Annotated in this window: 14 protein-coding genes and 1 pseudogene; 11 read left to right on the forward strand and 4 right to left on the reverse strand. The window is 67.4% G+C overall.

All coding sequences use genetic code 11. The features are described from left to right. Positions 1-601 precede the first annotated feature (601 nt). Together IX761_RS21545 and IX761_RS21550 are read right to left on the reverse strand one after the other, a co-directional pair. Positions 602-1,972 (reverse strand): APC family permease, encoded by a 1,371-nt coding sequence (locus IX761_RS21545; protein ID WP_194791532.1) that lies wholly within the window; start codon positions 1,970-1,972, stop codon positions 602-604. Between the two features lie 303 nt (positions 1,973-2,275). Beyond that, the gene (locus IX761_RS21550; protein ID WP_194791533.1) at positions 2,276-3,202 is read right to left on the reverse strand and encodes a cation diffusion facilitator family transporter; all 927 of its coding nucleotides are present in this window, start codon (positions 3,200-3,202) and stop codon (positions 2,276-2,278) included. Between the two features lie 188 nt (positions 3,203-3,390). On the opposite strand from IX761_RS21550, the gene IX761_RS21555 reads away from it, so the two are divergent. The 11 genes and pseudogenes from IX761_RS21555 to IX761_RS21605 all read left to right on the forward strand — a co-directional run. Further along, a complete protein-coding gene (locus IX761_RS21555) occupies positions 3,391-5,697 on the forward strand; it encodes a tetratricopeptide repeat protein (RefSeq protein ID WP_194791534.1) in 2,307 nt (768 codons plus the stop codon). Positions 5,698-5,996: 299 nt separating this feature from the next. After that, positions 5,997-6,971, forward strand: coding sequence for an AAA family ATPase (locus IX761_RS21560; protein WP_194791535.1), 975 nt, complete (start codon positions 5,997-5,999; stop codon positions 6,969-6,971). A gap of 11 nt (positions 6,972-6,982) precedes the next feature. Further along, positions 6,983-7,933 (forward strand): DUF58 domain-containing protein, encoded by a 951-nt coding sequence (locus tag IX761_RS21565; protein ID WP_194791536.1) that lies wholly within the window; start codon positions 6,983-6,985, stop codon positions 7,931-7,933. Continuing rightward, entirely contained in the window at positions 7,930-8,427 is a 498-nt protein-coding gene (locus IX761_RS21570) for a DUF4381 domain-containing protein (RefSeq protein WP_194791537.1), read from the forward strand. Before IX761_RS21565 ends, IX761_RS21570 begins: the two co-directional genes overlap by 4 nt. After that, positions 8,414-9,415 carry a vWA domain-containing protein gene (locus IX761_RS21575; RefSeq protein WP_194791538.1) on the forward strand — a complete coding sequence of 334 codons (1,002 nt, stop codon included), beginning with the start codon at positions 8,414-8,416 and terminating at the stop codon, positions 9,413-9,415. The genes IX761_RS21570 and IX761_RS21575 overlap by 14 nt, the downstream gene beginning before the upstream one ends. Then, complete coding sequence (locus tag IX761_RS21580) at positions 9,412-11,013, forward strand: VWA domain-containing protein (RefSeq protein WP_194791539.1); 1,602 nt, start codon at positions 9,412-9,414, stop codon at positions 11,011-11,013. Before IX761_RS21575 ends, IX761_RS21580 begins: the two co-directional genes overlap by 4 nt. Beyond that, positions 11,010-12,332: a BatD family protein gene (locus tag IX761_RS21585; RefSeq protein WP_194791540.1), complete on the forward strand. Its 1,323-nt coding sequence runs from the start codon at positions 11,010-11,012 to the stop codon at positions 12,330-12,332. Before IX761_RS21580 ends, IX761_RS21585 begins: the two co-directional genes overlap by 4 nt. A 3-nt stretch (positions 12,333-12,335) precedes the next feature. Then, positions 12,336-13,340 carry an HAD family hydrolase gene (locus IX761_RS21590; RefSeq protein WP_194791541.1) on the forward strand — a complete coding sequence of 335 codons (1,005 nt, stop codon included), beginning with the start codon at positions 12,336-12,338 and terminating at the stop codon, positions 13,338-13,340. 106 nt (positions 13,341-13,446) lie between these two features. After that, positions 13,447-15,015, forward strand: a complete 1,569-nt coding sequence (locus IX761_RS21595) for an arylsulfatase (RefSeq protein ID WP_194791542.1) — start codon at positions 13,447-13,449, stop codon at positions 15,013-15,015. Between the two features lie 401 nt (positions 15,016-15,416). Continuing rightward, the gene (locus tag IX761_RS21600) at positions 15,417-17,945 is read left to right on the forward strand and encodes a fused MFS/spermidine synthase (protein ID WP_194791543.1); all 2,529 of its coding nucleotides are present in this window, start codon (positions 15,417-15,419) and stop codon (positions 17,943-17,945) included. Between the two features lie 55 nt (positions 17,946-18,000). Beyond that, positions 18,001-19,599, forward strand: a pseudogene (locus IX761_RS21605) (mechanosensitive ion channel family protein); the annotation flags it as partial. A gap of 165 nt (positions 19,600-19,764) precedes the next feature. Here IX761_RS21605 and IX761_RS21610 read toward each other — a convergent pair. Both IX761_RS21610 and IX761_RS21615 read right to left on the reverse strand, forming a co-directional pair. Further along, positions 19,765-20,778, reverse strand: a complete 1,014-nt coding sequence (locus IX761_RS21610) for an AraC family transcriptional regulator (RefSeq protein WP_194791609.1) — start codon at positions 20,776-20,778, stop codon at positions 19,765-19,767. A gap of 79 nt (positions 20,779-20,857) precedes the next feature. Next, on the reverse strand, positions 20,858-21,526 hold the full coding sequence (locus IX761_RS21615; RefSeq protein WP_194791544.1) for a DUF3313 domain-containing protein: 669 nt from the start codon (positions 21,524-21,526) through the stop codon (positions 20,858-20,860). Positions 21,527-21,546: the final 20 nt, after the last annotated feature.

Raw genomic sequence — 21,546 nt, forward strand, 5'->3', positions numbered from 1 at the left:
GGGGGGGGACAACGTTCCAGCAGTATCGGGTTGTGAGTGTGCAGATTGGCCGGCGATGCTACGCAACCAGGGTGGCAGGCTCAAGAAAAGACCGGGGAGGCGCGTGGGGCAATGGCTGGGGCACCCTATGTATCAAGGGATGCAACCATTGTGAAGAATCGTTCATGTGGGTGGTGGCACTAGCGTCCTGACGGCTAACGCATGGGGGCGACCAGGCGCTTGTCGAAAACTTTGTAGCGCTCTCAAGATCGAGCGCCGCCCGCGCGGCGCATCGCTGGCAAGCCAGCTCCCACATCTGTTTCGGGCCAATCCATCCTGTGAGGTCTCCACTGTCCGCCTTGGTGCATGTCTTGAGTCATGTGGGGCGGCGGTAGCGTCCATGCAAAAACCGCGTCGTACAAACAGGGCGGACAGTGGAGATGGGCCAGGAGTAACTGGCCCGAAACAGATGTGGGAGCTGGCTTGCCAGCGATGCGCCGCNCGNGCGGCGCTCGATCTCATAGGCACTGCAAGACTTCCGGCGAGCACCTTGTGGCCCTCACGCGAATATCCTGAAAGGCTTGGGCCTAAGGGCAATACCACCCCACGCTAAAGGAACTTGTCATTCCGCCATCTGCAACTCAGGCAGCTTCACCCGAAACGCCTTGGTCAGCCCCAGCAGGCAGACGAAGCCCACCGCCATCCAGCCCAGGCCGATGGTGAACGACAGGTGGGTCAGGCTGCTCCACAGCCACAGGGTGCTGAGAAAGCCCAGCCCCGGGATCGCGCCATACAGCAGTACATTGCGCGCACCGCGCAGCTGCTGGTCGACCAGGTAGTGCTTGACCACTGCCAGGTTGACCGCCGAGAAGGCGAACAGCGCACCGAAGCTGATCATGTTGGCCACCGTGTCCAGGCTGATGAACAGGGCGATCAGCGACAGCAGGCTGACCAGCAGGATGGCGGTGGCCGGCACACGCTTCTTGCCCACCAGCTGGCCGAACACCCGCGGCAGCGCGCCATCGCGGCCCATGGCGAACAGCACCCGCGACACGCTGGCCTGGGACACCATCGCCGAGGCGAAGCAGCCGGCCACGTAGGTGGCGGTGAAGGCGGTCACCAGCAACTCGCCACCCACCCGGCGCATCACGTCCACCGAGGCCGAGTCGGGGTCGGCGAAGCTGCCCCAGTCCGGGAACACCTGCTGGGCGAAGTACGACACGATCAGGAACAACAGGCCACCGATCAGCGACACCACCAGGATCGCCATGGGGATGCGGAAGGTCGGGTTGCTGGTTTCCTCGGCCATGGTCGACACCGCGTCGAAGCCCAGGAACGACAGGCACAGCACGGCGGCGCCGGTCATGATCAGCGGCACGCTGAAGCCTTCGTGGTGGAAGGGCGCGAACAGCGACACCGGCTGCGCCTGGCCGCCCAGGTGGCGCACCGACAGGGCGACGAACACCACGATGAACACCAGCTGCACCACCACCAGGATCCAGTTGACCCGGGTGATCGACTCGATGCCGATCAGGTTGAGGAAGGTCACCAGGGCGATGGAGCCGGCGACCCATACCCAGGCGTGGATGGCCGGGAAGTACTCCGACATGTAGATGCCGATCAGCAGGTAGCTGAGCAATGGCAGGAAGATGTAGTCGAGCAGCAGCGTCCAGCCGGCCATGAAGCCGATATGGCTGCCGAAGGCCTTGCGGGTGTAGGTGTAGACAGAACCGGAGTAGGGGTGGGCCTGGACCATGCGCCCGTAGCTGTAGGCGGTGAGCAGCATCGCCGCGAGGGTCAGCAGGTAGGCGGTGGGCAGGTGGCCCTTGGTCATCTGGGTGACCAGCCCGTAAGTGGTGAAGACCGCGAGGGGGACCATGTAGGCAAGGCCGAACAGCACCAGCGCGGTCATGCTCATGGACTTGCGGAAACGTCCTGGTTGCGCGGTGGCAGGATGGTCGGGCGTAGAGGCTGTATTTGTTGTTGTATGCATTGCGAACTCCTGAAACAGGTTGCAGGACGCCGCGGTATGCGAGCGGGCTCGATACCGTTCTGGGGGTATTGGGAGGAGGCGGGGCCGGCACCCGCGTCAGCGGCTGGGTGGGGCGGGATGATGCTCCCACAGTCCGGCCTTGCCAGAAATCACCCGATGGGGTGAGACGACCTGGCTGCGCAATGCGTTTGGTGGGGTGTGCACAGGATCCTGTAGGAGCGGCCTTGCCGGGGCGCCGGACCGGCCGGAAAGGGCCGCAAAGCGGCCCCAGGACTTCAGAGTGGGCCAGTCCAGTGCCCGAGGCTACTTGGTCCAGGCAGGGTCGGTGGTAAAGGCGATGGTCAACCAGCGGTCGGCATTGTCGCCGCCGATGGCCTCGCCGATCTGATCACGCAAGGCGTCCCATTCTTCGAGGGTCTTCGCCGGCCAGTGGCTGGGCACGATGAAGTAGATCTCGATCTGCCGGGCGCGCCCGACCTTGGCCACATAGGCCTGGTGCCCGACGAACCCCTGCTCGGCCACCACCCGCTCGGCAATGGCGCCGACCTTGGCCTTGAGGTCCGCCGGGGTCACCATCAGCACATCGGCGAACGCCTTGCGCAGGGTTTTCAGCGGCATTGGCACCAGGCAGGCACAGATCACCAGCAGCACGGCCGGGTCGATGTAAGGCATGAGCCAGGCCAGCGGCGTGTGTTCCAGCGCCATGCCGATGGCGAACGCCACCAGCAACGCCGCCGAGATGCTCCCGGACATGATCCAGGTCTTCACGTCCAGGGCGATGAAGTCCGAGCGCAAGGTGCGGTTGGCCTTGTGGGCGTAGGCGGCCATGGCGAAACACACCGCCACGGCGATCAGCGCGTACAGCACGGCGAAGTCGAAATGCAGCGGCTTGCCACCCATCAGCAGGCTGCCGGCGGCGTTGACCAGGGCGTACAAGGCCACTGCGCACAGCAGCGTGCCATTGAGCACCAGCACCATCGGTTCCAGGTGCCAGAAGCCCATGTTGAAACGCTCGGCCAGGCGCTGGCTGGACTCACCGCTGCTGGTGTGCCGGCTGATCAGGCTGGTCACCGCCAGGGCCAGGCCGCTCATCGCCGCATCGATCAGCGAGTAGAAACCGTCGAAGACGATGGAGAACGACCCGGACAGCAGGCCGCAGACGATGCCGAACGCCGCCAGCAACAGGGTGAAGGCGATGGAGATCTTCAGTACAGCTTGTTCGCTCCACATAGGGCACACGTCTCTGTTGGGTAAATGGCAGATTTTCCGGGGCCATCGGAAAGGGCGTCAATGCGCAGCCCTGCAAGCAGCAGCTGCATCGCGGAAGTACAGCCAATGTTGTACTAGGGTGAAGGCTGGCCGTGCAAAGCCGACAACAGCCCGCAAAGGGCGAGCAGGACCGACCGTGGAGCGAGCCGATGGGGAGTGGTGCACAGGTAGTGCGGGGTGTGCAGTGGTTGCGCGCGGTCATCGGCCTGGCGGTACTGGCCTGGGCGCTATGCAGTAACGGTGTGGTCAGGGCCGACACGGGTAGGCTGCCTGTTCAGGCCAAGGACCGTGAAGGTTATGCCGAGGCCGCCAGCTGCCTGGGTTGCCATACCGAGCAGGCCAAGCAGTGGCAGCATTCCGACCATGCCTGGGCCCTGCGCGATGCCAGCGCCGCCAATGTACTCGGCAACTTCGATGACGTGAGCTACGACCAGGATGGCGTGCAGGCGCGCTTCTACCGCAAGGGCGACGCGTTTTTCGTCAACATCGAAGGCGAGGACGGCAAGCCCACCGACTTCAAAGTGCTCTACACCTTCGGCTTCGAACCGTTGCAGCAATACCTGGTGGCCCTGTCGCGCGGGCGCCTGCAAGCCCTGACCCTGGCCTGGGACAGCCGCCCGGGGGCCCAAGGCGGGCAACGCTGGTTCTCGCTGTACCCCGGGCAGCGTTTCGCCCCCAACGACCCGCTGCACTGGACCGGCCGCTACCAGAACTGGAACGGCATGTGCGCCGACTGCCACTCCACGGGCCTGGCCAAGCACTACAACGACGCCAAGGACAGTTTCGCCAGCACCTGGCAGGAGCAGACCGTCGGCTGCCAGGGCTGCCACGGCCCGGGCCAGGCCCATGTCGACTGGGCTAAGCAGCACCCCGGCACATCCCCGGCCCAGGGCCTGGCGGTGGACTTCAAGGCCTTGGGCAGCCAGGGGCTGGTCGAGCAGTGCGCCTATTGCCACAGCCGGCGTCAGGGCCTGGGCAGCGGCCAACTGCCGGGCCACCCGCAGTTGGACCAGAGCCTGCCGACCACCCTGCGCAGCGGGCTGTACCACGCCGACGGCCAGATCGACGGTGAGGTCTACGAGTACGGCTCGTTCAGCCAGAGCCGCATGTTCGCTGCCGGTGTCGGTTGCACCGACTGCCACAACCCCCACACCACCAAGGTGCGCATCGAAGGCAATGGCCTGTGCCTGCAATGCCACAACAGCCAACCCAACACCGCGCGTTTCGCCGGCCTGCAAGCCAAGGACTACGACAGCTCCGCCCACCATCACCACACCGCCGGTTCGCCCGGCGCCCAATGCGTGAACTGCCACATGCCCAGCAAGACCTACATGGTGGTGGACCCCCGGCGCGACCACAGCCTGCGCATCCCACGCCCGGACCTTGCCGCCCAGGGCATCGGCCCCGACGCCTGCACCACCTGCCACCAGGACCGCAAGCCCGAGTGGGCCGCCACGGCGATCACCCAGTGGTTCGGTACGCCCAAGCGGCCGGCGCATTACGGCGAGAGCTTCCATGCCGTGCAACAGGACCCCGGCACCACCCTGAGCCGCCTGGGCTACCTGCTCGCCGACAAGCGCAACCCCGCCATCGTGCGCGCAACCGCCGCCGACCAGCTGGCCGACCTTGGCCCAGCCGCAGCCAGCAACCTGCGCTGGGCGCTGAAGGACAACGACGCGCTGGTGCGTGCCTATGCGGTGGCCGGGTTCACCAGCCTGCCGCCCGAGCAGCGCCTCGAACCCCTGTTGCCGTTGCTCGAAGACCCCACCCGTGCCGTGCGCGACGAAACCGTGCGCGCCCTGGCCGATGTGCACGTCGACCGCTTGCCGCAAACATTCCCGGCCATGCTCGCCGAATACGAGCAACGCCTGCGCGGCAACGCCGACCTGCCGGGCGGGCGCTTGAACCTGGCGGTGCTGATGCAGCGCCAGGGGCGCGACGACGAGGCCATGGCGCAGTATCGCCAGGCCCTGGCCATGGACCCGTTCTTCGTCCCGGCCAGGGTCAACCTGGTGACCCTGGCCAGCAGCCAGCAGCGCCTGGACGACGCCGAAACCCTGCTGCGCGAAGGCGTGGCGCTGGACAAGATGCCGGCCGCCGACCGCGGCAACCTGGCGTACATGCTGGCGCTGTTGTTGGTCGAACGCAGCAGACAAGAGGAGGCCGTGGGCTGGATGGAGCAGGCTGCCGTGGCCCTGCCGGGCAACTCGCGCATCCGCTACAACCAAGGGCTGCTGCTGTCGCGCATGAACCGTCGCGACGAAGCGTTGCAAGCCCTGCGCAGCGGCCTGCAGCAATCGCCCGACGACGCCGACCTGCTGTACTCGCTGATCTACCTGCACGCCCTGGCCGGCGAGCGCGCCGACGCCTACCCCTACGTCCAGCGCCTGCGCCAGGCGGCCCCGGACGACCCCCGCTTGCAGGCGATCGAACCCTACTGGCGCAACGGCCAGTGACCTCCAGGCGCACCGCGAACCTGTGCGAGCAACGGTCTTGCGCAGGTTTTCTGTAGGAGCGGCCTTGTGTCGCGAAAGGGCCGCAAAGCGGCCCCGGCGATCTTGGGGTGTAATCGAGATCCTGGAGGCGCTGCGCACCCATTTCCGGCCGGTCCGGCGCCCCGGCAAGGCCGCTCCTACAGAAAAACTGCGCTGGCAATGCAACAGCCGCACCATGTTCTCTTCACGACAAACCATGGCGCTCAGGGGCGATGCGGCTAGATTTACCTGACCGTCAACCTCACACAGGGGCCATTGCTGTGAACACCCGCGAGCAAGTCCAGGCGCTGGAAGCGTCGGTCGCCGAAAAGGTGCTGGGCCAGGCCGCCACCATCCGCCACGTGCTGCTGGGGTTGCTGGCCAACGGCCATGTGCTGCTGGAAAGCCTCCCGGGCCTGGCCAAGACCCGCACGGTCAAGGCCCTGGCCACCCACCTGGAGGCGCAGATGCGGCGCATCCAGTTCACCCCCGACCTGCTGCCCTCGGACATCACCGGCGGCGAGATCCTGCAACAGACAGCCGAGGGCAACAAGATCAGCTTCCAGCCCGGCCCGCTGTTCGGCAACGTGATCCTCGCCGACGAGATCAACCGCGCCCCGGCCAAGGTCCAGGCCGCCTTGCTGGAGGCCATGGAAGAGCGCCAGATCACCGTGGCCGGGCAGAGCTACCCGATGCCGGGGCTGTTCATGGTGCTGGCCACCCAGAACCCCATCGAGCAGGAGGGCACCTACCCGCTGCCCGAGGCGCAGATGGACCGCTTTTTGATGAAACTGCAACTCGACTACCCACGCCCGGAAGACGAAACCCAGGTGCTGCGCCTGGTGCGCGAAGAAGACCAGGCCGCCCACGGCAGCGCCCCTCAACCGGCACGCCTGGCCCAGCAGGTGATCTTCGATGCTCGCCGCGAAGTGGCTCAGGTGCACGTGTCGGCAGCCATCGATCGCTACCTGATCGACCTGATCAACGCCACGCGCCACCCGGCGGAGCACGACGCCGACCTGGCGCGCTGGATCAATATCGGTGCCAGCCCACGCGGTGGCATCAGCCTCGACCGCGTGTCGCGCGCCCATGCCTGGCTCGCCGGCCAGGACTTCGTCTCACCCGACAACGTGCGCGCCGTGGTGCACCCGGTGCTACGCCACCGCCTGCAGCTGTCGTACGACGCAGTCACCGATGGCGTGGCGGCCGACCAGGTCATCGACAGGTTGTTGGACAAGGTGGCCATACCCGCCTGACGGACTCGCCCATGCCCGTGAACAGTGTTGCCCCGGACGGCTTCGTGTACGCCTCGCTCGCCGAGCTGATGGCCTTGGAGGGGCGTGCCCGGGGCTTGAGCTTCGTCGCCCGCCAGCCGCTTTCGAGCATCCTTTCCGGCAACCACGCCTCGCGCCTGCGCGGGCGCGGGCTGAGCTTCGACGAACTGCGTCACTACATCCCCGGCGACGACCTGCGCCACCTGGATTGGCGGGCGTCGCTGCGCTACGGCAAACCCTTCGTGCGCACCTTCACCGAGGAGCGCGACCGCCCCACGCTGGTGCTGGTGGACCAGCGCATGAGCATGTACTTCGGCTCGCAGCGCTACTTCAAGTCGGTGACCGCCGCGCAGTTGGCGGCGCTGTGCGCGTGGATGGCGTTCCATGCCGGCGACCGGGTCGGCGGCCTGGTGTTCGGCAACCAGCAGGTGGACTACGTGCGCCCGCTGCGCAGCCGGGCCCGGGTCGAAGCCCTGTGCAGCGCGGTGGTCAAGGCCAACCATGCGCTGTCGGCCTACGCCGCCGATGAAGAGAACGACGCGCAGCTGGACAAGGTGCTGCGCAGCTGTGTCGCCCACGCCGGGCATGACCACCTGATCTGCATCATCAGCGATTTCGCCGGGACCAGCGCCGATACCCTGGCCTTGCTGCGCCAGTTGAGCCGGCACAACGATGTGATCGCGATCCAGGTCTTTGATCCGATCGCCCTGCAACTCCCGGAAAAAGGGCGGCTGAACGTGACCCAGGGCGCCCAGCAGGTCGAGCTGGAAATCGGCCAGCGGCGCATCAACCGGCCCCTGGGCGAGTTCCTGGCCGGGCGCCTGCGTGACGTCGCCGACCTGCTGCGGCGCAGCCAGGTGCCGCTGATGCTCGTCAGTACCGGCGACGACAGCCAGGAACAGCTGCGCCGCGAACTGGGCCGGCTGGCCCAGGTGCCGCGATGAGCGCCGCCGTGCCGTCCATCGACCAGCTGCGCGAACTGGCGCCGGGCACGCCGCCGTTCGCCTATTGGCCGCAGACCTGGGCCTGGCTGGCGCTGGGGTTGCTGCTGCTGGCCGTCGCCGTGCTGTGGGGCGCGCTGCGCTGGCGGCGTTGGCAGCGTGATCGCTATCGACGCGAGGCGCTGCTGCGCCTCGACCAACTGGCAGGGGGCGACGGCGAGCAGCGCCTGGCGGCCCTGCGCGAGTTGCCCGAACTGCTCAAGCGCGTGGCCTTGTCGCTACCGGGCGCACCGGCAGTGGCCAGCCTCGGCGGCGCGCCATGGCAGGCGTTTCTTCAGCGCCACGCGCGCCAGCCGCTGCCGGCCGGGTTCGCCGACGACCTCCACCAGGTCGCCTACGCCCCCGATAGCTGGCTGCGCAGCCTGGACCCACAGCAGGTCAACGCGTTGTTCAGCCACGCACGGCAGTGGATCGAGGGGCACCATGTGGCAGTTTGACTACCCCTGGGCGTTCCTGCTGCTGCCGCTGGCGTGGTTGGGCTACCGCCTGCTCGGGCGCTACGAGGAAGGCCGCAGTGCGCTGCGGGTGCCGTTCTTCGCCGCGATGAGCCGCGCCGTCGGCCAACAGCCGGGCCAGGCCAGCGCCAGCGGCGGGCGCTGGCAATTGCTGCTCAATGTGCTGGCCTGGGCGCTGCTGGTGACGGCCTGCGCCAGGCCGGTGCTGGTGGAGCGGCCGATCCAGCGCGAGCAGCCGATCCGCGACCTGATGCTCGCGCTCGATATCTCCCAGTCCATGGCCGCCACCGACTACACCACTGCCAGCGGCGAGCGCACCGACCGCCTGAGCGCGGTGAAGTCGGTGGTGCGCGACTTCATCGGCCAGCGCAAGGACGACCGCATCGGCCTGATCGTGTTCGGCACCGGCGCCTACCCGCAGGCGCCGCCCACCCTGGACCACGCCAGCCTGCTGATGCTGCTCGACGAGGTCGGCATCGGCATGGCCGGGCCCAACACCGCCCTGGGCGACGCCATCGGCCTGACCATCAAGGCCCTGGCCAACACCAAGGAGCAGGAAAAAGTGCTGATCCTGTTGACCGACGGCAACGACACCGGCAGCGCCATCACCCCGGACCACGCCGCGCAGCTGGCGCATGAGCAGGGCATCGTGGTGCACACCATCGGTATCGGCGACCCGCAGGCCAGCGGCGACGACAAGGTCGACCTGGCGACCTTGCAGATGATCGCACGCACCACCGGCGGGCAGTACTTCCGTGCCGACGACCGCCAGGCCCTGCAACAGGTGTACGCCACCCTCGACCGCCTGACCCCGCACAAGGTGCGCACCTTCAGCCACCAGCCCAAGCGTGACCTGTTCGTCTGGCCGCTGGGCGGTGCCCTCGGCCTGTTGCTGGCGGGGCAGGCGTTGGCGCTGGTGTGGGCGCGGCTGGGCGCCCGCCGGGCCATGCCCCTGGAGCCGCCGGCATGAACATCGACCTCAGCGCCTTGCACTTCCTGCGGCCCTGGTGGCTGCTGCTGATCCTGCCGGGGCTGTTGCTGCCCTGGCTGTGGCTGCGCTGGCACGACCTGCACCGCCAGCTGGACGGCATCATCGCCCCGCACCTGGTCGACCACCTGATGATCGCGCCCCGCCAGCAACGGCGGTTGCGGCCGGTGCACCTGCTGGCGGCCACCCTGGTGCTCGGCGCCGTGGCGGCGGCCGGGCCGACCTGGGAGCAGGATGTCCCGGACTTTCTCGATGACCGTGCGCCGCTGATCATTGCCGTCGACCTGTCGCCGTCGATGCAGGCCGACGATGTGCCACCCAGCCGGCTGGCGGCGGCCCGGCACACCCTGCACGACCTGGTGCTGCGCCGCGCCGGGGCGCGCACCGCGCTGATCGCTTATGCCGGCAGCGCCCACCTGGTGTTGCCGGCCACCGAAGACCCGACGCTGCTCGACACCTTCATCCAGGCCCTGGCCACCGACTTGATGGACACCCCCGGCAAGGATGCGCTGGGGGTGATCGACCTGGCGCTGAAGTTGCTGGCGGCCGAAAACACCCCCGGCACCCTGGTGCTGCTCACCGATGGCGCCGATGCCAGCCAGTTCGCAGCCATCGAAAAACGCTTGTCCGGCACGGCCTTGCAGGTACTGGTGCTGGCCGTCGGCAGCCAGGCCACCGGGCCCCTGCGCGACGCCCAGGGCCTTCCACGCCTGGACAGCCAAGGGCGGCCGGTGGCCGGGGACTTCGACAAACAGGCGCTCCAGGGGCTGGCCAAGGCCGCCGGAGCGCCGCTGGGCAGCCTGACCCTGGACGACGACGACCTGGACTGGATCGAGCTGCACGCGCAACGGCACTTCAAGGCCGCCAGCGGCGACAGCGCGCAGCTGCACTGGAAGGATGCCGGCTATTGGCTGTGCTGGCCCCTGGCGCTGCTGGTGCTGTTGAGCGTTCGCCGTGGCTGGCGAGTGAGCTGGCTGCCGGGGCTGCTGCTGGCGCTGTCACTGTCGGGGGCGGCGGAGCCGGCGCGAGCCGGGCCGCTGGCCGATGCGTTCTTCACCGCCGACCAGCAGGGGCGGTGGGCGTTCGAGCATGAACACTACCCCCAGGCCGCCGCGCATTTTCACGACCCCTACTGGAAAGGCGTCGCCGCCTATGAGGCGGCGGACTACCAGGCGGCGCTGGCCAGCCTGGGCAAACTGGACAGCGCACCGGCCTGGTTCTACCAGGGCAACAGCTACGTGCGCCTGTTCAAGTTCCCCCAGGCCATCGCGGCCTACCAGCAGGCCTTGCGCCTGCAACCTGAATTCGCCGAAGCCAAGGCCAACCTGGCGTTGGCCCAGGCCCTGCTCAAGGACTACGCCGACCAGCAAAAGGCCGGGCCGCCCGATGAGAAGCCCGACAAGGTGGTCGAAGACCAGACGCCCGCCGCCGGTGGCAAGCCGCAGCAGCAGAAGACGCCCCAGGCCGCCTCGGACCAGCTGTGGCTGAACAACCTCACCACATCCCCCGCGCAGTTTCTCAAGCGCAAGTTTTCGATCCAGGATGCCGCGCGCCAGCAGGCGGCGAAGGAGGCGCCATGAGCCGTTGGCTGTTGCTGGCGCTGCTGGGCTTGGCCGCGCTGGCCAATGCCGCCGCCCCTGACGTGCGGGTGCAGGCGCGCCTGGCGCCCGACAGCGCAGTGATGACCGGGGCCACGGTCAGCCTGGAGGTGGACCTGCTGGTCGACACCTGGTTCACCGACGCCCCCGTGCTGCCCACCCTGCAACTGCCCGGCGCAGTGGTCACGCCACCCACGGGCGAGGCGCGGCACCTGAACCTGAAGCTCGACGGCAAGGCCTTCTTCGGCCTGCGTTACACCTACCAGATCACCCCCAGCGTGGCGCAGCGCTTCAGCGTGCCGGCGTTGGCATTCAGCGTGCAGCCCGGCCCGGACAACGTGGCGATCACGGTGCACAGCCAGCCCCTGTCGTTCGAGGCCAAGGCCCCGGCCGGCGGCACTGGCGAGCAGCGCCTGGTGGCCCGGCAGCTGGAACTGACCCAGGACATCCAGCGCTCGCACACGCCCCTGCGGGCCGGCGACAGCATTACCCGCCGCCTGCATATCGTCGCCCAGGGCGCCCAGGCGATGCTTATCCCGCCACCCACCTTCGTCGAGGTCAAAGGCCTCAAGCGTTATGTGCAGACGCCCAGCGTCACGCCGCTCAGCGATGGTCGCGGTGGCACCCTGGGCGGCCAGCGCACCGACAGCGTGACCTACGTGGTTTCGGCCGCAGGCAGCTACCGTTTGCCGGCCATCGACGTGCAATGGTCGGACGCCACCAGCGGCGAGCGGCACAGCGCCTCGGTGCCGGCAATAGAGCTCAAGGCCGAGCAGGGCGCCTACCAGGCGCCGTTCTCGCTCAGCGAAGACCTGCGCGCCCTGGGGCAGGGCGCGCAGCTGCGCATTAACGGCCACTGGCTGGAGCTTACGGTGTTGCTGGTGCTGGTGGGGGCGCTGGCCTGGGCGGGACGCGCCTGGGGCCGGGCCGCCTGGCAGCGCCTGTGCAACTGGCGGGCACGCCGCCGGCAAGCGTGGCGCGACTCGCCGGGCTACGCCTGGCGGCAGGCGCGCCGCCAGTGGGCCGCCGAACCGCTGAGGCTCGATGGCCTGTACCTGTGGCTGCGGCGTGCCACCGGGCGCTGCACGCTGTCGTCAAGTGAACATCCCCAGGCCGGGAAAACCGAGGCGGATTTGCTAGCCTTTTTCCAGGCTTTGTATGGCGTCAAGGGTGATGGCGAACACCGCGCCACTGACCGTCGGCACCTGCTGCAAGGCCTGCGCCAACGCGTTGAGTCAGGCAAGGCCGAGCGTCCTGCCAAGCATGGGCTCAACCCCCTGAACCCTCAGCAAGGACGGTAGCCCATGCGCCACACACAGGGTCGGACCTCTCTATTACGCGGCCTGTTGTACCTGCTGCTGATGCTGCCGCTGCTGGCCCAGGCGGCCGACCCGCTGCCGGCCTGGCGGGAGGGCCCGGCGCGCACGGCCATCGTGGAATTCGTCGAGACCGTGACCAAGGACGGTGGGCCTGGCTACGTCGCCCCGGCGCAACGCATCGCCGTGTTCGACAACGACGGCACCCTGTGGAGCGAGCAACCGATGTACTTCGAGGTGCTGTTCGCCATGGACGAGGTCAAGCGCCTGGCCCCCGAGCATCCGCAATGGCGCAGCCAGCAGCCGTTCAAGGCGGTGCTGGAGAACGACCACCAGGCGCTGGCCAAACAGGGCATGGATGGCCTGCTCAAGATCATCGCCGCCACCCACTCGGGCATGAGCAGCGAAGACTTCATCGCCCGCAGCCGCAACTGGCTGGCCAGCGCCCGTCATCCGCGCAGCGGCAAGCCCTACACCGAGATGGTGTTCCAGCCGATGCTCGAACTGCTCGCCTACCTGCGGGCCCACGGCTTCAAGACCTACATCGTCTCCGGTGGCGAGGTGGCGTTCATGCGCGCCTTCGCCGAGGAGGTCTATGGCATCCCCCCCGAGCAGGTGATCGGCACCACCCTGGGCGCCACCTTCCAGGACCAGCAAGGCCGCCTGAGCATCCAGCGCCAAGGCAAGATCCAGCACAACGACGATGGCCCCGGCAAACCGGTAAGCATCGACGCGATCATTGGCCGCCGGCCGATCCTCGCCTTCGGCAATTCCGACGGCGACCTGCAGATGTTGCAGTGGACCAAGGCCGGGCAGGGGCCGCGCTTTGCCGGGCTGGTGCACCACACCGATGGGCACCGCGAATGGGCCTATGACCGCAAGAGCAACGTCGGGCGCCTGGACAAGGCCCTCGACCAGGCCCAGGCCAAGGGTTGGACAGTGGTCGACATGGCGCAGGCATGGCGCCGTGTCTACCCCTTCGAAGCGCAGTGAAGAGGTATCAAAAAAACCGCAGGAGCACAGGGCCTGGCCAGCCGCCAGCCACCCAGGTGCCCGAAGTCGTGGACGACAGCAGTGACGTGAAACGGAGAGCGTAGCTATGAAGTCCAGTAGAGCATGGTTGTCGGCGGCCGCCCTCGCGGCCACGGCGACATTAACCGCGGGCGTCGCCTGCGCGGCGGACACGCCGAACATCCTGGTGATCTTCGGTGACGATATCGGCCAGACCAATATCAGCGCCTATGGCAAGGGGGTGGTGGGCTACCAGACGCCTAACATCGACCGCATCGCCAAGGAAGGCATGATGTTCACCGACTACTACGCCGAAAACAGCTGTACGGCGGGGCGCTCGACCTTCATCACCGGGCAGGCATCGCTGCGCACGGGGCTGTCGAAGGTGGGCATGCCAGGGGTGCCGGTGGGCCTGCAGGCGCGCGACGTGACCATTGCCCAGGCGCTCAAGGCCAAGGGCTATGCCACCGGCCAGTTCGGCAAGAACCACCTGGGCGACCGCGACGAATACCTGCCCACCAACCACGGTTTCGACGAGTTCTTCGGCAACCTGTATCACCTCAACGCCGAGGAAGAGCCGGAGCGGCCGTTCTGGCCCAAGGATGACGAAAGCTTCGTCAAGGCCGCTTCGCCACGCGGGGTGATCAAGTCCAGCGCCGACGGCAAGATCGAGGACACCGGTGCGTTGACCAAGAAGCGCATGGAAACCATCGACGACGAGACCACCCAGGCGGCGATCAACTTCATCGACAAGCAGGTCAAGGCCAACAAGCCGTTCTTCGTGTGGATGAACACCACGCGCATGCACGCCTTCACCCACGTGCGCGAATCCATGCAAGGGCAGAGTGGCATGCCCGGCAACGAGTACGCCGACGGCATGCTCGAGCACGACGGTGATGTCGGCAAGCTGCTCAAGACCCTGGACGACCTGAAGGTCACCGACAACACCATCGTGGTCTACACCACCGACAACGGCCCGAACCAATGGTCCTGGCCGGATGCGGCGACCACGCCGTTCCGCAACGAGAAGAACTCCAACTGGGAAGGGGCGTTCCGCGTGCCGGCCATCGTTCGCTGGCCGGGCAAGATCAAGGCCGACACCATCAATACCCAGATGATGTCGGGGATGGACTGGTTCCCGACCTTGTTGGCCGCAGTGGGCGACACCGACATCAAGGAACGCCTGCTCAAGGGCGCGGATGTGGGCGGGAAGAACTTCAAGGTGCACCTGGACGGCTACAACCAGCTGGACATGCTGACCGGCAAGACCGACAAGAGCGCCCGCAACGAGTTCTACTACTTCAGCGACGACGGTGACTTGGTCGGCATGCGCTACGACAACTGGAAGATCGTGTTCTGCGAACAGCGCGCCCCCGGTGGCCTGAAAGTCTGGAGCGAACCCTTCACCTGCCTGCGCGTGCCGAAACTGTTCAACCTGCGCATGGACCCCTACGAGCGTGCCGACGTGGTGTCGGACCAGTACTACGACTGGCTCACCAAGAACGACTTCCTGATCTTCAATGGGGTCAAGAAATCGGCGGCGTTCCTGCAGACCTTCGTCGACTACCCGCCAAGCCAGCGCCCGGCCAGCTTCAGCATCGACCAGATCCGCGCCGATGTGGACAAGAAGATCGAGGAGAAGATGAAGAAGCAGTAGTGCTTGTGCAGGCCTATCGCCGGCAAGCCCCCCTGAAGCTTGCACGTCACCTGTAGGAGCGGCCTTGTGTCGCGAGAGGGCCGCAAAGCGGCCCCAGGATTTCAAGTACATCGCAGATTGCCGGGGCCGCTTTGCGGCCCTTTCCGGCCGGTCCGGCGCCCCGGCAAGGCCGCTCCTACAGATTCATGCGCAAGACCGTTGCTCCCCCCCGACCGCGTTGATCTCATGTCTTGCTCGATCGCTGTGTGAGCTGGCTTGCCAGCGAAGCGGCCGGCACAAATCCCAATCCATGCGCTATACCCGTAGGAGCCGATTCATCGTGGCGACTACCCGCGGCGATGGGCGGCAACGCAGCCCGGCTCAAGCACGTCATCCGTCCACCCCGACAAGGCGTCCCACGCATGGCATCACCCGCGACATCCCCCACTGTCACCGCCGCTCCCGTGGCCCAGGCCCGTCTGGCACTGGCGCTGCCCGCCACGCTGCTGGTGCTCTCCGGGGCCGCCGGCCTCATCTACCAAGTGCTGTGGATCAAGCAACTGTCGCTGGTGGTCGGTGTGGAAGTGCACGCCGTGGCCACCGGCATCAGTGCGTTTTTCGCCGGGCTGGCCTTCGGCGGCCTGCTGTTCGGGCGCTGGGCCGACCGCCTGCGGCGCCCGGTGTTGCTGTACATGCTGCTGGAACTCGCGGTCGCCGTACTCGGCGTGGCAGCCACCCTGGGCCTGGCCCGCGCTGCCGGGCCCTTCGCTCGCCTCGAGGCCAGCGCCGGCCTGCTGGCCTGGGCCTTGCCCTTCACCCTGGTCGGGCTGCCCGCGCTGCTCATGGGCGGCACCTTGCCGGTGCTGGTGCGCGCCTTGGCACCGGCCACCGGGCAGTTGGCCCAGGCGGGCGGGCGCCTGTATGCGGCCAACACCGCGGGCGCCATCGCCGGCACCTTGCTGGCGGCCTTCGTACTGCTGCCGCGCCTGGGCGTGACCGGTAGCGCCTATGCTGCGGCCACGCTCAACCTGCTGGCCGCAGGCGGCGGCTGGCTGGCGCGTCGGCGTGACACGGCCTTGCCGGCGCCGGTCCACAGCCCGTCGGCGACGCGCACCGCGCAAGCCCGGCTGGCCATCGGCCTGTATTGCCTCGCCGGTGGCGTGGCACTGGGCTACGAAGTGGTCTGGAGCCAGGCGATCGTGCCGTTCATGAGCACCCGGGCCTTCGCCTTCGCGGTGGTGCTGGCCACCTATCTCGGCGGCCTGCTCGCCGGCAGCGCCCTGTATGCCCGGCGGGCCGACCGCCTGCGTGACCCGTGGGGGCTGTTCGGTCTGCTGATCGCCGTTGCCGGCCTGCTCGCCCTGTTGCAGATCGCCGGGCTCGGGCGCTGGCTGGTGCTGGCACAAACCCAGGTCGAGGCGCTCGTGCTGCAGGTGTCCGGCAGCGAACTGGCCGGCATGTGCGCACGGTTCGCAGTGGCGGCGCTAAGCATGGTGTTCCTGCCCACCACGTTGCTGGGGGCGGCGTTTCCGTTGGCCCTGCGCCTGGCGGTGGACAGCGGCCATGTCGGGCGTGACGTGGGCGCGGTGGTTGCGCTCAACACCTTGGGCGGCATCGTCGGGGTGCTGCTGACCGGCTTCGTGCTGGTGCCGCAGCTGGGGTTGGTGCGCGCGCTGGGCGTATTGGCCGGCCTGGCGGCGCTGGTGGGCCTGGTCGCGGTCTGGCGTGGTCAAGGTGTGCGCCGGCCGACGGCCATCGCCGTGGGCGCCGTCGCCTTGGCGTCCCTGCTGGTGGCGCTGTTGACCCCGCCACAACGCCTGGCTGAACTGCTGCCAGGGGCACGCAACGGCGAGCTCACCTTCTACCACGAGGGCAAGGGCGGCACGGTGGCGGTGGTCAGCCAGGGGCGCGGCGGGCAGACCTTCAGCCGCTTGTATATCCAGGGCGTGTCCAATACCGGCGATGCCATGCCGTCATTGCGCTACATGCGCCTGCAAGCGTTGCTGCCGCTGTTGATCCACAGCGGTGAGCCCCGTTCGGCGCTGGTAATCGGCTTTGGTACTGGCATCACCGCCGGGGCCATGCTGCGCTTTCCGGGCCTGGAGCGGCCGGTAGTGGCCGAATTGCTGCCCGAAGTGTTGCAGGCGGCGCCGCTGTTCAACGGCAACTTCGCCGCCGTGTCCGACCCACGCCTGCAGATCCGCCTGCGCGATGGCCGCCGCGAGTTGCTGCGTAGCGACGAGCGCTATGACCTGGTGACCCTGGAGCCTCCGCCACCTTCGGCGGCCGGGGTGGTCAACCTGTATTCCCGTGATTTCTACGCGCTGGCCGCCGCGCGCCTGCAACCCGGCGGGCTGGTGGCCCAGTGGCTGCCACTGCCGACCCAGAACGAAGAAGACAGCCGTGCACTGGTGCAGAGCTTCATCGAGGTGTTCCCCCATGCCACGCTGTGGACCACCGAATTCCACGAAATGCTGTTGATTGGTTCATTGCAGCCGCAGCGCCTGGACCTGCCACGCATTCGCCAGCGCCTGGCAGCGCCTGCGGTAGCCGCCGCGCTGGCCGAGGTCGGGGTCGATTCGGCGCAGGCACTGTTGGCGACCTTCATCACCGACCGTGCCGGCTTGCAGCGCTTTGCCGGGGATACACCACCGGTCACCGACGACCAGCCGGGCATCGAGTACGCCGCCTGGGTGCGGCCACGGGAGATCACCCGGGTGCTGCCGACGTTGCTGGCGCTGCGCCAGGCCCCGCCCCTGGAAAATGCAGAACCCGCCTTCGGCGCTGCGCTGAACGACCGCTGGCGCAGCCTGCAACGCTTCTACAGCCTGAGCCTGCACGCCTACAACGGCAACCGCCAGGCCTGGGCCCGCGAGGCCCGCGAGCTGGCCTTGAGCGACGGCCAGAACCCTTACTTCCGCTGGTTCCTGGGCCCCGGCGCCGGCCAGTGAGGGCTGTGCTATCACTACAGGCATGCCGTTCGCCCCACAGGCCAGGGAGTGTGCAATGAATCGCCTTTTTCACCTGTTGTTGGTGCTGCTCACCCTGTTGCCGCTGGCGGGACAGGGCAATGACAACGTGGGCAGCGCCACCGAAGGCATACCGGGCGAGCCGGCCGATCTGCGCATCGCCAACCGTACCGTGTTCACCTTCCACGCCACCTTGCTCGGCGAGTCGCCGACGGCCCGCGCCCAGCGGGCCACGGCGGTGATCGAAGAGGCCTTGCGCGGCACCGACGAGCTCAAGGTGAGCACCGACTCGATCCTCAACAGCCACATGGTGCTGCTGGGTGGGCGGCGTGCCTTCATCGTCGCGCCCCAGGACCTCGGGCTGGACGGCGGCGATACGCGCCTGGCCGCCGAGCAGGCCGCAGCCCTGCTGCGCCAGGTGGTCGATGAGACTGGCGAGGCGCGCAGCCTGCGTTTTCTGCTCAAGGCGCTGGGCTATTCAGCGCTGGCCACGCTGCTGTTCGTGGCGCTGATCAAGGGCGCCAACCTGGGCCGGCGCAAGCTGCGCGGGCTGTTGCCAAAGCTGATGCGCGAGCGGGCGCACCAGATCCGCGTGGGGCAGCTGCCGCTGTTGGACATGCAGTACGTGTACCTGCTGATCGACCGCCTGCTGCGCTTGCTCTACTGGGCGGTGGTGCTGCTGCTCAGCTACCAGTGGCTGAGCTTCGTGCTGTCGCAGTTCCCCTACACCCGGCCCTGGGGCGAAAGTCTCAACGTGCACCTGCTCGACCTGTTGCGCTACCTGCTCGACGGCATCCTGCACGCCATCCCCGGCATCGCCGTGGCCGTGTTGATCTTCTTCATCGCCAAGGGTATCAGTGGCTTCAGCCGGCGCCTGCTGGAGCGCCTGGCGCGCCCGGGCACGGTCAAGTGGCTGACCGAAGAGACCCTGCAACCGACCACGCGCCTGACCTCGCTGGCCATCTGGCTGTTCGCCCTGGTGATGGCCTACCCGTACCTGCCGGGTTCCGGCACCGACGCGTTCAAGGGCTTGTCGGTGCTGCTCGGCCTGATGATTTCCCTGGGCGCCTCCAGCGTGGTAGGGCAGGCCGCGGCGGGCCTGATCCTGACCTACTCGCGCACGTTGAAGGCGGGCGAGTACGTGCGGGTGGGCGACAACGAAGGCACGGTGACCGAGGTGGGCATGTTCAACACCACGATCCGCACCGGCCTTGGCGAGGTGCTGACCTTGCCCAACTCGATGATCACCGGCTCCGTGACCCGCAACTATTCACGCGCGGTGCAGGGCCAGGGGTACATCGTCGACACCGTGGTCACCATTGGCTACGACACGCCCTGGCGCCAGGTGGAGGCGATGCTGGTGGAGGCTGCCGGGCGTACCGAGGGCATTCTCGAGAAGCCACGGCCGCAGGTGTTTCAGACCGGGCTTTCGGACTTCTATCCCGAGTACCGCCTGGTGGCGCAGGCGGTGCCCAGCGAACCCAGGCCACGGGCGGAGCTGTTGAGCTTGTTGCACGCCAATATCCAGGATGTGTTCAACGAATATGGCGTGCAGATCATGTCGCCGCATTACCTGGGGGATCCTGCGCAGGAGAAGTGGGTGCCGCGTGAGCAGTGGTATACAGCGCCGGCGCGGGCGGCGCTCGATCTTGAGAGCGCTGCAAACCTATCGGCATGCACCTGTTGGCCCACATGCAATCTCAAGGCATGCACCTGTTGGCCCACATGCAATCTCAAGGCATGCACCTGTTGGCCCACATGCAATCTCAAGCCATGCCCCTATCGCCCCCCCAAAAAAACCTCACAACCCCGCAATCACCGGATCGCCATACTGCCGCCGATGCTCCAACGGCGTCATCTCGAACCAGCGCAGGTGGGCACGGCAGAACGACGTGGTGCGCCGATACCCCAGCTCCCCGGCGATCTGCCCCACGCTCAGGCTGGTCTTGCGCAGCATCTGCTGCGCCTGCCGCCGGCGAATCCCGTCCAGGTAGTCCTCGAAATCGATACCGTCGCTGGCCAGGCGCCGCTGCAGCGTGCGCGGGTTCAATTCCAGGGCCAGGGCCACCTGCTCCAGGGTGCAGCGCTGGCTGGGCAGCAGCATCAGGATCCTGCGTTCGACCTGCGTGCGCAGGCTGTCGTCTGCCGTCTGGTGAGCCTCCAGGTAATGCCGGACGATGGCATGCAAGGCCGCGTCATGCCGGATGCAGTTTTCCAGCAACACATCCGCTGGCATCACCAGGCAGTTGTGTGCCTGGCCAAACAGCACCGGGCAGTCGAAATAGCGCTGGTAGCCGGTGGCATCACCCAGCGCCCCATGGCGCAAGGTCACCGCCCGGGGACGCAGCGGCGTGCCACGCAGCTCGCCGACCAGCAGCAAGGCACCCAACACCGACTTCTCGATGATCTGCGGCGTCTGATCGGCGCAGGGTTGGCCATTGTCGAAATACAGCAATGCCTGCCCGGCGCGGTGCTCCAGGCGGTAGTGCAGCGCTGGGCTGTAATGGCGCATGTAGCGGATCAGCGCGACCAAGGCATGGCCCACGGTGGGCGCCGAGCTCGCCAGGTGGCGCAGCGGCCCGACCAGGGTCGAACCTTGGCGCAGCGCCAGCTCCAGGCCGAAGCGCGGCAGGCTCAGGGCCCGGGCGCTGCCTTCGAACAACTGCACCAGGCTCAGGTAGGGCAGGGTCCTGCCATAGTGGCCGACCACCTCCTCGCCGATGTGCAGTGGCGCCAGGAACTCTTTTTGCACAGCACCATGCTCGGCCAGCAGCCGGTCGAACTGCAGCAGGGCGCTGCCGCGAATGCTGTCCATGGGATCGCGTCTCCGATCGTGCCGGGTGCATGCGAAAGCCCCCCACTGCAGCCCGGCGCCGCAGTGGGGGCAGGGCGGCTTACTTCTTCAGGGCCTGGAACGAACTGACCATGTCCTTGGCCCAGCCATCGAGCACGGCCTTGGCATCCTTGGCCTGCATCACCTGCGAGGAGTTATCCAGCTCCGTGCCGGCACCCTTGCGCACCACCTCGGCGACCACCTGGTTGCTGTCGCCGTCGATGAACACCGCCTCGGTGGCGATGCTGGTGTCCTGGTCACGAATACCGGTGGCGGTGCTGATGCCGGCAGCCACCAGGGCGATCGGGATCACCTCGTAGGGGCGCAGGCTCTTGGTCTTGGCGCTGACCGCGGTGATGGCCGGGCGTACCACCAGTACATTCGGGCCTGGGCTGGTGGCCAGTGGCAGTACCTGGCCGAAGTGGTTCTTCAGGGTCTGGTCGTAGTACTGGGTGATGCCCTGCAAGGTCGACTGCGGGATCTTCTCGGTCGGTTGCGGTTTCGGGTAGAGCTGGCTGGGCTCGATGTACACGCTCTTGTAGCGCTTGGCATCGACACCCGGCTTGATCCAGCGCATCACCGGCGCGCCCGAGGGCGACTTGTCTTCCTTGAGCACGCTGTAGTCCTTGAGGAAGCCCGAATACTGGTCGGACTCCACGTACTTGCTCGCGCAGCCTTGCAGCATGAGCGTGGCAAGGCACAGCGAGGCGGCCAACGTCTTGGTGTTCATGCAGCTTCTCCTTCTCTCGA

This window comes from Pseudomonas sp. UFMG81 (assembly GCF_015354575.1).
GTDB lineage: Bacteria > Pseudomonadota > Gammaproteobacteria > Pseudomonadales > Pseudomonadaceae > Aquipseudomonas.

Coding starts and splice junctions, on each gene's coding strand:
- IX761_RS21545 (WP_194791532.1), bottom strand. CDS start 1,972: ATGCATACAACAACAAATACAGCCTCTACGCCCGACCATCCTGCCACC.
- IX761_RS21570 (WP_194791537.1), top strand. CDS start 7,930: ATGAGCGCCGCCGTGCCGTCCATCGACCAGCTGCGCGAACTGGCGCCG.
- IX761_RS21615 (WP_194791544.1), bottom strand. CDS start 21,526: ATGAACACCAAGACGTTGGCCGCCTCGCTGTGCCTTGCCACGCTCATG.
- IX761_RS21590 (WP_194791541.1), top strand. CDS start 12,336: ATGCGCCACACACAGGGTCGGACCTCTCTATTACGCGGCCTGTTGTAC.
- IX761_RS21550 (WP_194791533.1), bottom strand. CDS start 3,202: ATGTGGAGCGAACAAGCTGTACTGAAGATCTCCATCGCCTTCACCCTG.
- IX761_RS21595 (WP_194791542.1), top strand. CDS start 13,447: ATGAAGTCCAGTAGAGCATGGTTGTCGGCGGCCGCCCTCGCGGCCACG.
- IX761_RS21610 (WP_194791609.1), bottom strand. CDS start 20,778: ATGGACAGCATTCGCGGCAGCGCCCTGCTGCAGTTCGACCGGCTGCTG.
- IX761_RS21580 (WP_194791539.1), top strand. CDS start 9,412: ATGAACATCGACCTCAGCGCCTTGCACTTCCTGCGGCCCTGGTGGCTG.
- IX761_RS21585 (WP_194791540.1), top strand. CDS start 11,010: ATGAGCCGTTGGCTGTTGCTGGCGCTGCTGGGCTTGGCCGCGCTGGCC.
- IX761_RS21600 (WP_194791543.1), top strand. CDS start 15,417: ATGGCATCACCCGCGACATCCCCCACTGTCACCGCCGCTCCCGTGGCC.
- IX761_RS21555 (WP_194791534.1), top strand. CDS start 3,391: ATGGGGAGTGGTGCACAGGTAGTGCGGGGTGTGCAGTGGTTGCGCGCG.
- IX761_RS21565 (WP_194791536.1), top strand. CDS start 6,983: ATGCCCGTGAACAGTGTTGCCCCGGACGGCTTCGTGTACGCCTCGCTC.
- IX761_RS21575 (WP_194791538.1), top strand. CDS start 8,414: ATGTGGCAGTTTGACTACCCCTGGGCGTTCCTGCTGCTGCCGCTGGCG.